Here is an 11,892-nt window from a genome sequence, read left to right on the forward strand (position 1 = left end):
GGGTTGTGATTGCTTCCCTTCCCTCCCAATGACTGTAAATATTTTTGTCCAATTACTTATAAATACCCAAAAACCTCAATTGTTGGTTAGCTTACTGCAAAGCAAGTCCCAGCAAACATTACCGCGCTGTTAGTAAAGATAGTGGTCAACCTAATATCAGAATGATTAAAAAGTCAGATTTTATCTTAGCTCCTTACATGAAGAGCAACAACTTCCGCGCAACTTATCAAATACTGAATACAGTAGTTCCCTATATTTTGTTATGGATTTTAGCACCACAAGCAGCAAAATTTTCCTTTTGGTTGCTACCACCGATCATGATTTTGATCATACTATTTTCCCTACGTTGTTTTTCCTTAATGCACGATTGTGGACATTATTCACTTTTTAGCTCTAAACGGGTAAATAGAGTTGTAGGATTTATTTTAGGAGTCATTAATGCCATCCCTCAATATCCTTGGTCAAGAGGTCATGCTTACCATCATAAAACCAATGGTGATTGGGAAAAATATCGGGGACCATCGGCATTAATCTCCACAGAAGAGTTTAGTAAACTTAGTCCTGCTGCTCAAAAGTGGTATGGATTTTTGAGGCATCCATTCATGCTGTTGCCCGGCGGCTTTTTCTACCTAGCAATTAAGCCCAGACTGGCACTAATTAGCGGATTATATGGTTTTATAGGTCATTTAATGACTTGCATCCAAGAAGATCCAACTATGGATATCAAGAAGATTATTTACTCTTATAAATCCAGAAGTTGGTACACAACGGAAGAGTTTTTTGATCTGCTTTTTAACAATATTTTTGTCGTTAGTAGTTGGATTTATGCCGGCTATTTACTAGGATTTGGATTCTTCCTTAGTGTTTACTCAATCACCCTCACCTTTTCAGCCGCAATTTTTATCTGTGTCTTCTTTGTCCAGCATAACTTTGATGGTTCTTACGCCCATAAAACCCAAGGTTGGGATTATACATTAGGGGCATTAGAAGGCAGTAGTTATTTAGAATTACCTACAGTTTTCAAATGGTTTGCCGCAGATATTGGCTATCACAATATTCACCATCTTTCTGAAAGAATCCCTAATTATAATCTGGAAGCTTGCCACAATCAAAATAGTCATCTATTGACCCATGTAAAAAAGCTAAAAATATCAGATATTCCTGATTGTTTCAAATTTATTTTGTGGGATTCATCGGCAAATCGTCTTGTGTCCATTGCTTCATTCCATCAATCAACATCTTGGGCAAGGAATGTTACAGCAAATTGCAGCTAAATTAGCCACAAAATCATTAGTACAACCTTTGTGGTGCGGGCATCTTGTCTTCGTTTTAAGTAGTCGTGCAAAATAAATTTTATATTTTGGAGAGGGAACAGGGAACAGGGAACAGGAAATAAGGAATACAGAGATTTTTCTTTTTTCCAAAAATGTTAAATTAATTTTGCTCAGGTACTTATGATGATTTAGCCCCCTAAATCCCCTGCCCCCGTGACCCCCAAGTTTGGGGGACCTTAAAATTCTTATCCCCCCAGAATTGGGGGTGAGGGGGCATCAAAACCCTATTAGGCCACTTGATTAAACTGTACACGGTAGCTTTGTTAAGGGGGGACTACAGGGGGGGCTGATTATGTGCATCTTCATAGAAAATTGATATAATGTGATATGTATTTCTTATTCCTCGTCACTATTAGGCAATAAGAGACGAATAGCAAGGACAGCAAACCCAAGGGCAGCGATCGCTTTTAAAATGCGTGTAGGTAAAAATTGTGACACTGCACCACCAGCCAATGCACCCAAAAGACTGGTTAATACTAAAGCCCCTGCTGTACCAAAAAATATGGCTTTTCGAGATTGTCCTTGTCCAGAAAGAGCGATCGCTGCTAACTGACTTTTATCACCCAATTCTGACAAAAACACCGTCACAAAGCTTAATCCTAAAAGATGCCAGTCCATAATGTTCCTAGCTTACAATATTTATAAGAATTAACTACCAGAATTAACCCTGAATCACATCCCACACCAACATAATCGAAATTAGCAACAACATCACACCGGCTGATTTCTCCACAGTTTTCGGGCTGAGTTTTGTTGCTATCCAACCACCTAATAATACTCCTAGTAAGCTAGTAGTAATTAATGCTACGCCAGACCCTAGAAAAACTACCCAAGGTGCATGGGATTCTGCACTCATTAGCAGGGTGGAAAGTTGAGTTTTATCACCAATTTCCGCGAGAAAAATCGTGATAAAGGTTGTCCCAAATACCATAAATAGGGATTCTTGGGGTTTGCGATTCTCCTTAACTAGAGGCTGAAGTGAATAGCTTTCAGTTTCCGATGGCTGAGAAATAGTAGCAGGTTTAGTATCAACTTTCACAGGCGTTAGTTTTGTTTCTAAGTTGTTTTCATATTCCTTTCATTTTCTCATAATGTTGTCATAAATGGCAACTAGATTTTTCACCAACCAACAGCTTGATCAAAACGGATTTGTTCTAAACTGCGATCGCTCTGCTTATACTGATCAAGACTAAATATCAAGCAAATAGCAGTATTTATTTTTTACATAAAGAATATTGATGAGAATACGCGCTTAATTAATGATATTAAAAAGTAATCTAAAACAAAATCTCTGATCATAACTTTGAGTGCTAAAATACCGGATATAGAGCGAATTGAAGATATTCATGTCAGAAGTTCTTTTAGATTCTCTATATAATTATTTGTTAAAAAAAGTAAGAAGTATGAAAATACAGAGTTTTAAATTCAGTAACCATAAAGAAAATTGGCACATTCAGGAAGTTAAATTTGAGGAGCTAAATTTACTTGTCGGTGGTTCTGGAGTTGGAAAGACAAGAATTTTAAGGGCACTTAATTTAATTTGTGATACTGCAAAAGGTGTAAATCGCAATTTAGATGATTTGGAATGGAGTATCAATTTTTCTCATTTAGGACAAAATTATAGGTGGGAGTTAAGAAGTTCCTCAATTAAAAACAAAGAGATGTTTCGATATCTAAGTCAGTTTGATAAGACTGAAATTGTTTATGAGTTAGAAAAGACTGAAATTGTTTATGAAAAATTAGTTCAATATAATGATGATTCAGAAACAGAAATATTTCTCCTCAGTCCTTCTAAGTCAAAATTAAATAACAAAGATTTACCTAAACTTAAAAGAACTGAAAGTGCTATTGCCATTCTTTTAGAGGAAAATTTGATTGTTCCAGTAGGTGAAGCATTTGGGCGATTAATATTTAACTTTGAAACTGCTCAGAATTATACATTTATGGTTGACGCTAATGATAGACCTCCTATGGTGTTACCTAAAGATTTTTCAAAGCGTTTCGATAAAACCCAATATTCTACTAGAAATCCACCAGTTCTAAAGGCATTTTATTTGCAGAAATTTTCTCCTGAAATTTTTAATAAAATTAAAGAGTATTATATTGATATTTTTTCAGAAGTTAAAGATGTCAGAGTCGGTAGTAAGAGAAATTCAGATGGTGATGCTCGGCTATTCTTTGAAATTCAAGAAAATGGTTTAGAAGACTGGATTCCTCAAGAGCGAATTTCATCCGGTATGTTTCGTACTTTAATTTTTTTGGTTGAAGTAATTACTGCTCCTGAAGAATCAGTAATTTTAATTGATGAATTTGAAAATAGTTTAGGAATTAACTGTATGGCTGAACTAACAGATTTTATCCTTGATAAATCCTCAGATGTACAGTTTATACTTACTAGCCATCATCCATATATTATCAATAATATTCCTTGGAAAACTTGGCAAATAGTTAGTAAATCTGGAAATAAAGTCAAAGTTAGAAAAGCTTCTGATATTCCAGAACTGAACACAGCATCTAGTTTGGATAAGTTTACTCAATTAGTTAATTTACTTGATAGTGAGGAAGTTTCCGAGTGAATCTTTTATTTTTAGTAGAGGGGGGAAAGACTGAACCAAAAGTATATAAAGCATGGTTACAATATTTATTTCCTAGCTTAACTTTTGTTGTCCGACCTGAAGATATGACAATAAATACTTGTCGAATTATTGCAGGGGACGGCTATCCAAATATGGTGAGTAAGCCTAAGCAATATCCAGGAGTTTCTCGACTGGAAGCTTGTCTAATTGATATAGTAACATTCGGCAATGTCAATCATTTCTTTATATGTATTGACTCTGAAGAAAATTCTTACACTGATCGGTTTCATGAAGTGAAATCTAAACTTGATGATCTAAAATCAGGCTACAATATAGATGGATCAAAAACAGAGATTCATATAATAATTCAGCATTGCTGTATTGAAACATGGGCATTGGGTAATGCAGAAATTCCTAAGGAATATAGTTCAATAGGAAGTTCTACAGTTTTATCTGATTTTCAGGCATATTACGATATTTTGGTCAATGATCCTGAAGAAATGTCTTCATGTCCACCTGGATATATTTTTAGGACAAAAGCGAAATTTCATGAACGTTATCTCAAAGAATATCTCCAACAATTTGGTTTGTCCTACAGTAAAAAAGATCCAAAAGTTGTAGAGGGTAAAAAGTATCTAGATGCGTTAAAAAAGCGATGTGAATTAATGAATCATTTATCTAGCTTGAAATTATTGTTAGATATATGGAGTCGCATAGAAACTTTGTAAGCAGTAGCAAAATTTAGGTACATGAAGGTGAATCTCTCATTGATTACTGCGCTAAAAAACACAATGAGAGGATACCTGTATGAATTAAATCAAAAACCAACAGCTTGATCAAAACGGATTTGTTCTAAACTGCGATCGCCATAAACCCCCTCAATTTGCTGACGACAGCAATCAATGGCAAAATCATTTACATCCTCCGGTTCAATTCCATACATCTCTTCAAACGTCTCCGCTTCCACCCGACAGAACCGGGGACGGGTAGGGTAGATTTTACATTCCCGCGTGCCATGATCATAATTTATACACCATCCTCCCTCACCCACCATACTGAGATACAGTTCTAAATCTGGTGGTGAAAGATACTCTTCCAAATCAGGACGATCTGCTGGTGTTAGGTTACAGCACGCCCCACAATTAGATATACATTGCCAAGTAGCCATATTTTTTACCTCTAGTCTTGTTGTTATTTTACTTTTTTATGACTTTTTCTATAATTTTGTGAAGTAAATTAAATTTTAGATCCCCAGGCCAGATATGATAAGTCTTGGGTTGCGTTATTAAATTATTCAATCTTTTAAAACTTTTGGGAGGAAAAAATGGAAGCTTTAGCTAACGTCAATTGGGAAGTTGTATTACAATTAACCTGCGTGGCACTAATTGTGCTTGCTGGTCCTGCTGTTATCTTCGTTCTCGCATTTCGCAACGGTGACCTGTAACCTGGTTCATGGGTAATTGGTAGTGGGTAATGCTTTGTATAATAACCAATTACCCATTTGCGATTATGGAATTTTAAATTATTCGCTTAAAAAAGCTTTTGATCTTTAAGTCTGTAAAGAGATTAACAAAGCCTGAATTGCATTTTGAACAATTCCCTCATATATGGGTTGAGATAAATTCACCTGTTCAGCATTGTCGCGGTTGAAACCCAACAGACCAAATTTATCTTCTGGCCGCATCACTAAAACTTTACCTTCAGAATTTTTCACTCTTAATTCTGTACTTGCACCATTATTATAGATCCCACAGGTATATTGACGCTGTTTGTATTCAAAATTAGCCCGTGATAGGTGCGATGAATTAGCAAACAGGTTAATAACGTAATTTGGCAGTTTTGCACCAACTAATTCCATTTCTATACTTGTTTGACCATTAAAATTATTTTCTCGTAATTTATAAGCAATATCCAATCTTGATGGTAGGGGAAAATAATCACCCCAACGCCATGCTATACCTTTAAGTTCATGACGCTGATTATCTATAATTTGGGCTATAGTTAATTTAATGTGACCTTTACCAACAATTTTCTGTTCAATTACTTGGACATTAGGAGTCCAAAAAATCGGATCGGAATTATCAATACCGCAGGGATGGAGAATATTTAATTGTTGGAAAAGATCCTGATTAATGTCGTGAATATCAACTTGAGTATCAATTTTTAAAAGAGGTTTAAGGTGTTGCAATTCTAAACGCTGATTTGCAAATGCAGATAACCGCAACCGAAATTCTGATAAATTTTCTGCTGGTAAAGAAAATCCTCCCGCAGCTTTGTGTCCGCCAAATTTACCTAATAAATCCCGACAAGCTTCTAAAGCTGCAAAAACATTAAATTCAGGAATTCCCCGCGCCGAACCGCGAATTATGCTTTCATTTTCATAGGTACAAATAAAGACAGGAACACCATAGCGTTCTAATAAACGGGAAGCAACAATGCCAATGACACCATGATGCCAATTATCTTTAATAATAACTAATACCCGGTCTTTCTGTAAAGAGTTGACATATAAATTTTCAACAATAGAAATAGCTTCTTTTTCAATTTCCTCACACATTTGTTGCCGTTGAGTATTAGTTTGTTCACATTGGATTGCTTTAGCTAGTGCTACACCAAAATCATCAGTTGTCAGTAAATCAATGACAATTTGTGGATCACCAATTCTGCCAATAGCATTAACTCGTGGACCCAAGCGAAAACCAATATCTTCCGGTTTTAAAGATTTGGTATTTTGATTTTTTTCTCCTTCACTAGCTTGAACCCCAGCAATTTGAATTAATGCTTGAATACCTGGTAAAGTAGATTTAGGTAATATTTTTAAACCTCTTTTAACCCAGCGACGATTCACACCCGTTAAAGGTGCTAAATCGGCAATAGTTCCTAAAGTAAATAAAGCTAAAAGTGGTTGTACTAAACCTTTTAATTCCCCTAGCTGCTGTGCTAAACAAACCGCTAAAATATACGCCACCCCTACACCAGCAACACCCCGATAAGGGGAAGATTCAGCGATTAGTTTAGGATTTAAAATAGCGTTAGCTGGGGGTAATTGTTGAGGAATATCATGATGATCGGTGATAATAACCTTTAAACCCAATTCTCTAGCTTTAGTAATAGGTTCAAAAGCCGAAATTCCATTATCTACCGTGAGAATTAGTCCCACACCTTCATCATGAAATTCTTGTACAATCCGGTTATTAATCCCATAACCATCGTGCATTCGACTAGGAATAGCATAATCAACATCAGCACCCAAAGCGCGTAAACTACGAAGTAGTAATGCAGTACTAGTCATACCATCTGCATCATAGTCTCCACAAATAGCTATTTTCTCTTTTTTAGAAATGGCAATTTCCAATAATTCCACACTTGCAGCTAAATCTGGAAATTCTTCTAAAGGAGAAGGTAAAATGAGAGATTCGGGTTCTAAAAATATCTTTGCATCTTCTAGGGTTTCCATACCCCGATTAATTAACAATTGGCTAATAATAGGGGATATATCCGTTAAATTCCCTAGTTTTTCCGCTAATTCTCTATTTTCCGGGTAAATTTGCCAACGTTGATTAGGTAAGCGTTTAGCAGAATTATCATTAGTCATTGGTTATTAGTTACTTGTAATATTTTTATACACTAAATATATAGATATTAAGCTATATTAGCTTAACACCTTACCAGTACATCAACCATATTTTTTCCTCTTACCCTCAAGACCTAAAATTGCAGATATAACCTCAGCTTAATCAAGAATAAAGGCGTTAAAGCTGCTTTTTTTCTTACCCTTCCCTGTAAAGGAAAGATTTAGCTTACTATTATTTATCCTCAATAATTAACCCCCAAGGAGATGATTATGAATCGGCTAATTTATGAAAGTTCTGTCTCATATAATGGATATTTGATTATTCCTTTTGTTTTTGGCAAAGTAGATGATTACGATATTTATTCATATAAATTATTAGCTGAAATTGCACATAAAAGCCGATTTCATGCTGCCGAAAATCCAGCCAAAATGTATGGAAATACCATCACAAATATAATTGATATTGCTAAAGAACATATTGATATTCATACAGACTTTGTAAGTCAAGGTGATTTTTTTAAAACCCGCTATATTTACAATCATAATTTGATTATTATTTATGATAAAAATGGTAGATGTTATTACGACCATTACAGTCCAGAATCATTAAGTAATATTGCCGCACCTAAATTATTTTCCTCACCCTATGAATGTTTAAATTGGCTGCAAAAAGGTCTAGATAGTAAAAAAAGAGCCTAAATTATGTAGGTTGGGTTGACCCAAGGAAACCCAACATCATGGACATCTGGTGGTAATTAAATGTGCATAAGCACCAAACATGATTTTATGGCAACCAGAAATTAGGTAAAATAGATTTACCCACATCCCGAACAACTTGATTGATATTTCTGGCAAATTGGATATGATTTTCGTCTGCTTCCACTGGTAAAATATTGGCTTTTTCCCCAGATTGTAAATAGGAAATAGCTAAATTTGCAGCTTCTAAACCAGTCACATAAGCTTTTTCTTGTGACCATGAACCATGACGGTTAATAATCCAATCTCCACTCATAAACAGATTTTGTAACCTGGTCTTAGCTGGTAACAGATAACGATAACTACCCGGGGCAAAATGTGTAACTGCATTTGCTAAACGAATCACACTACTATCTATGACTTTTGCTTCTCTAAAACCGGGAATACATTTTGTTAAATAACCTTGAACTATTTGCACAATTTCATGATCACTTAAATGCAGAAATTGATTAGCGTGATAAAAATCCGCTTCTATTACTGTTCCTGGTTCATCTGTAAATTCATCATGTAAAGCATTCAAATCAAAAAATGTCCATCCCGTAGAATCATCAAAACCAAAACAAGCATTGGAAGGACGGGGAATATCTATTTTTCTATCAAACCATAACCGAGTTGCTAAAACATCAACAGCCCCTAAATTATTTAAGTTTCTAAATTCTGCCCGATTTTGTAAACTCGGACTACTAGAAACAATCTTTTTCATTCCTGTAACACCAACGGAAAAAATTACAGCATCAGCATCAAAAATTTCATCATTGCAAACTACACCTTTAACGTGATCATTGCTATCTATAATTACATCTGTAACTTTATGTTTAGATAGAACTCTTGCACCTAATTTTTCTATTTGTTCTACCCAGGGACGAAAGATTTTTTCTCCCACAGTGCCGCGACACCAAACTACATCAAAATCCGGTTGATGTGCGAGAATAAAATAATATAACATTCCCAAGGTGGCAGCCGCAGAACATTGTTCACCAGGGGCAAATAATCCCACTAATAACATTGGTTCAAAGGCCTCTTTATAGAGTCTGGCAGAAACACCAAAAGTCTTGAATAATTCACGGGCTGTAAGATAATCGTAACGTTTCCAAGCCTGATCGGAATTATCAAAATCAATCAAACTATATAGTAAGGGTAAAGCACTCAAACGGTCAATTAATGGTAATCTTTGAAATTGAGGATATATAAAAGTTCCTAAAGGTGTGGGCAGTCTGGGTAAATCTTGAAAAATAGGAGATTCTACTTCCAAACCTGCGGGAGAATATTGCGCGGAACGAGTCCAAGTTGTAAAAGGACTAATTCCCAATTCATTAATCAGAGAAAAAATATTTCTGTAAGGATACCAAAAGCCATGAATACCAGCTTCTACAGATTTACCTGCGGCTGTTTGCCAACCTGCTACTAAACCACCAGGATATTGTCCAGCTTCTAGTAATGTGACATCATAACCTTGTTTGGCTAAATGGTAAGTAGCCCCTAAACCAGCCCAACCAGCACCAACAACGATGACTTTTTTCTGTTGTGATTCTTTTGACATTTTCCCTGATCATAATTGCACTCATTTAATAATGTATCTGATTTCTAAGAACTGTTCCCAGTTAAGAGTTCCCTGTTCCACTTCTTCAGCAAACCCTAGTTAAAGTGTTAAGTTCTCTTAAACTGATACCAGTATTATGTAAAGCCGCATATATTAACCCTCGGTTGTACCACCTGACTAAGAGGAACTACAAGGAGTATTTTTGTGTGCATCTTTGTACAGAATTGGTATGAGGATTGAACACCCAATTATCATTTATGGACACAATCAATATAAGAAGTCGGGGATCTTTTTGTCTCAAATTCCTACTACTAAATATAAAAATCTCCCCATAAATTCCTAATCTGGGAAAATATGGGGAGATATAAATATATAAAAATTTGTCAAGAAATGGTCTTAATTTTGAGGAGGAGGAGAATTATTTGTACCTGGTGCTACAGGTGTTTGTGGTAAGGTGTTATTGGGAACTACAGGTGTAATTCCAGGAGGTAGTCCGTTTGCTGGTGCTGGAAATTGATTGGGGTTAGCAGGTGGTAAAGGACTCAAGTTTCCTGGTGGGTTAATTTCTGGATTAGCGAAATTATTAGGTATGCTAGGAGTAGGAAAAGTAGATACACCAGGTGAATTTATGACTGGTTGAGATGAACCAGGAATAATACCCAGAGATACGCGATTTCCGCCAACTTTTCTCAGCAAATCTAATGTTTGAATCACATCATTATAAGTAGCTGTGCGCGAAGCATTTAATACTAAAATTCCATCTGGATTCGTTTGCAGATATTGTTTTAAACGAGCCTCTAATTGCTCCCGGTTGACGGGTTCTTTTTCTATGTAAGTTAACCCAATGGCATCAATGGTTACAGGCAAGATGTTATTTTTGACTTGGGAATTAGCAGCCGAATCTGTACCTGTACTCGCTTTAGGTAAGTCAATATTAATGGCTTGTTGGCGGGTAAATTGTAAAGCTGCTAATAAAAAGAATGTCAGAATACAAAAAACAACATCAATTAAGGGGATAATCTGAATTTGAAGTTCTTCACCGGGGGTATCTAGTTTAACTTTCATCTTCTTGCTTTTCTAGGGAGTTCAAAGTGGAATTATCAATTTTCTCATCTGGCTCAATTATTTGGTGTGGCTCAATTGGCTCAATTACTTCATTTGACTCAATGGCTGAATTTTTAGTAAATGATGTTTCGTCTAGGTGAGACGATGAACGGAAATTTTCAGGAGTAGATTTTAGCTCTAGCTCAATTGTCTTATGGGAATCAATTTTCTCATCTAGCTCAATTGGATCAATTACTTCATTTGACTCAATAGCTGAATTTTTAGTAAATGATTCAGAAGTAGATTTTGACTCTATTTTTCTATTAATTGTATTCGGTTCAGGTGGATACTGACGATAGAGAAGTTCTAGTTCATTTCCTGCTTTGTTGAAAACTTTAACTTGGTTAACAACAAAACTTTGAAATAGGCGATAGAATACTAAACTGGCGATCGCTACTATTAATCCTGATGCTGTACTAATCAGGGATTCCCCAATCCCAGTTGTAACGCCGGTAGCAGATTCAGTTCCTAAATCACCAATACGAATTGAACCCAAGGAATGAATCAAACCGAGAACTGTACCCAACAATCCTAACAGGGGTGAAAGAGCAATAACGGCTTCAAGAAGTTTTTCACCCCGACGCATTCCCGCTATCTCCTCGGCTGCGGTTGATTCTAGTGCTAATCTAAAGGTTTCTGGATCGTATTTTTGTAAGCGTAAAGGTGCATATAAAAACCTGCCAATAGGCTGATCTCTGGCTTGTTCGGCGATCGCTTCTGCTATTTCCCAATTCTCCCCAGCAGCATCAAGAATGCGATTAACAATTTCTTTTTCCTGGGTCAAAATCCTTAACCAGAACCACAGACGTTCAAAAATGACGCTGAGTGATAGAACTGATAAAACTAGCAAAGGCCACATAGAGGGCCCGCCCTTCTTAAACAAATCTAAAATATCCACTGTGTAGGGTTCCTCTCTCCATCGCTGGTAGTCAAAGCATTTTCATTTTAGAGAGTAATGCAAAACTCACAAACTTTTCTCATTAATTACTCAGCAGTAAACCAAAAAGT

The 11,892-nt window shown here is 36.0% G+C and carries 11 protein-coding genes and 1 pseudogene; 5 read left to right on the forward strand and 7 right to left on the reverse strand.

Annotated features, from left to right (window positions below):
• Nucleotides 1-161: 161 nt before the first annotated feature.
• On the forward strand, nt 162-1,274 hold the full coding sequence (locus CUN59_RS17180; RefSeq protein ID WP_104388992.1) for a fatty acid desaturase: 1,113 nt from the start codon (nt 162-164) through the stop codon (nt 1,272-1,274).
• A 396-nt stretch (nt 1,275-1,670) separates the two neighbouring features.
• On the opposite strand, the gene CUN59_RS17185 is transcribed toward CUN59_RS17180, so the two are convergent.
• Nucleotides 1,671-1,952, reverse strand: a complete 282-nt coding sequence (locus tag CUN59_RS17185; protein WP_104388993.1) for a TMEM165/GDT1 family protein — start codon at nt 1,950-1,952, stop codon at nt 1,671-1,673.
• A gap of 43 nt (nt 1,953-1,995) precedes the next feature.
• Nucleotides 1,996-2,373, reverse strand: a complete 378-nt coding sequence (locus CUN59_RS17190) for a TMEM165/GDT1 family protein (RefSeq protein ID WP_104388994.1) — start codon at nt 2,371-2,373, stop codon at nt 1,996-1,998.
• Nucleotides 2,374-2,680: 307 nt separating this feature from the next.
• Between CUN59_RS17190 and CUN59_RS17195 the strand changes: the two genes are divergently transcribed.
• The gene (locus CUN59_RS17195; RefSeq protein ID WP_243406977.1) at nt 2,681-3,910 is read left to right on the forward strand and encodes an AAA family ATPase; all 1,230 of its coding nucleotides are present in this window, start codon (nt 2,681-2,683) and stop codon (nt 3,908-3,910) included.
• Entirely contained in the window at nt 3,907-4,638 is a 732-nt protein-coding gene (locus CUN59_RS17200) for a hypothetical protein (protein ID WP_104388995.1), read from the forward strand. The genes CUN59_RS17195 and CUN59_RS17200 overlap by 4 nt, the downstream gene beginning before the upstream one ends.
• Nucleotides 4,639-4,727: 89 nt before the next feature.
• Here the strand turns inward: CUN59_RS17200 and CUN59_RS17205 are convergent, their stop codons facing one another.
• Nucleotides 4,728-5,078: a YkgJ family cysteine cluster protein gene (locus tag CUN59_RS17205; RefSeq protein ID WP_104388996.1), complete on the reverse strand. Its 351-nt coding sequence runs from the start codon at nt 5,076-5,078 to the stop codon at nt 4,728-4,730.
• Between the two features lie 156 nt (nt 5,079-5,234).
• On the opposite strand from CUN59_RS17205, the gene psb30 reads away from it, so the two are divergent.
• A complete protein-coding gene (gene psb30 / locus CUN59_RS17210; RefSeq protein ID WP_104388997.1) occupies nt 5,235-5,354 on the forward strand; it encodes a photosystem II reaction center protein Ycf12/Psb30 in 120 nt (39 codons plus the stop codon).
• 105 nt (nt 5,355-5,459) lie between these two features.
• Here psb30 and recJ read toward each other — a convergent pair whose 3' ends face one another.
• Nucleotides 5,460-7,505, reverse strand: a complete 2,046-nt coding sequence (recJ, locus tag CUN59_RS17215) for a single-stranded-DNA-specific exonuclease RecJ (RefSeq protein WP_104388998.1) — start codon at nt 7,503-7,505, stop codon at nt 5,460-5,462.
• A 249-nt stretch (nt 7,506-7,754) separates the two neighbouring features.
• Between recJ and CUN59_RS17220 the strand changes: the two genes are divergently transcribed.
• The gene (locus CUN59_RS17220) at nt 7,755-8,183 is read left to right on the forward strand and encodes a hypothetical protein (RefSeq protein WP_104388999.1); all 429 of its coding nucleotides are present in this window, start codon (nt 7,755-7,757) and stop codon (nt 8,181-8,183) included.
• 85 nt (nt 8,184-8,268) lie between these two features.
• Here the strand turns inward: CUN59_RS17220 and CUN59_RS17225 are convergent, their stop codons facing one another.
• From CUN59_RS17225 to CUN59_RS17235, 3 genes and pseudogenes are all read right to left on the reverse strand, one after another.
• Entirely contained in the window at nt 8,269-9,780 is a 1,512-nt protein-coding gene (locus CUN59_RS17225; protein WP_104389000.1) for a hydroxysqualene dehydroxylase, read from the reverse strand.
• Nucleotides 9,781-10,176: 396 nt separating this feature from the next.
• Nucleotides 10,177-10,845, reverse strand: coding sequence for an ExbD/TolR family protein (locus tag CUN59_RS17230; protein WP_104389001.1), 669 nt, complete (start codon nt 10,843-10,845; stop codon nt 10,177-10,179).
• A gap of 318 nt (nt 10,846-11,163) precedes the next feature.
• Nucleotides 11,164-11,782: pseudogene (locus tag CUN59_RS17235) on the reverse strand (MotA/TolQ/ExbB proton channel family protein); the annotation flags it as partial.
• Nucleotides 11,783-11,892: the final 110 nt, after the last annotated feature.

Source organism: Cuspidothrix issatschenkoi CHARLIE-1 (assembly GCF_002934005.1).
GTDB classification, from domain to species: Bacteria; Cyanobacteriota; Cyanobacteriia; order Cyanobacteriales; family Nostocaceae; genus Cuspidothrix; species Cuspidothrix issatschenkoi.

Excerpts from the sequence above, each read along its gene's own strand:
- CUN59_RS17195 (WP_243406977.1), top strand. The coding sequence starts at position 2,681 with ATGTCAGAAGTTCTTTTAGATTCTCTATATAATTATTTGTTAAAAAAA.
- CUN59_RS17220 (WP_104388999.1), top strand. The coding sequence starts at position 7,755 with ATGAATCGGCTAATTTATGAAAGTTCTGTCTCATATAATGGATATTTG.
- CUN59_RS17230 (WP_104389001.1), bottom strand. The coding sequence starts at position 10,845 with ATGAAAGTTAAACTAGATACCCCCGGTGAAGAACTTCAAATTCAGATT.
- recJ (WP_104388998.1), bottom strand. The coding sequence starts at position 7,505 with ATGACTAATGATAATTCTGCTAAACGCTTACCTAATCAACGTTGGCAA.
- CUN59_RS17180 (WP_104388992.1), top strand. The coding sequence starts at position 162 with ATGATTAAAAAGTCAGATTTTATCTTAGCTCCTTACATGAAGAGCAAC.
- CUN59_RS17205 (WP_104388996.1), bottom strand. The coding sequence starts at position 5,078 with ATGGCTACTTGGCAATGTATATCTAATTGTGGGGCGTGCTGTAACCTA.
- psb30 (WP_104388997.1), top strand. The coding sequence starts at position 5,235 with ATGGAAGCTTTAGCTAACGTCAATTGGGAAGTTGTATTACAATTAACC.
- CUN59_RS17185 (WP_104388993.1), bottom strand. The coding sequence starts at position 1,952 with ATGGACTGGCATCTTTTAGGATTAAGCTTTGTGACGGTGTTTTTGTCA.
- CUN59_RS17225 (WP_104389000.1), bottom strand. The coding sequence starts at position 9,780 with ATGTCAAAAGAATCACAACAGAAAAAAGTCATCGTTGTTGGTGCTGGT.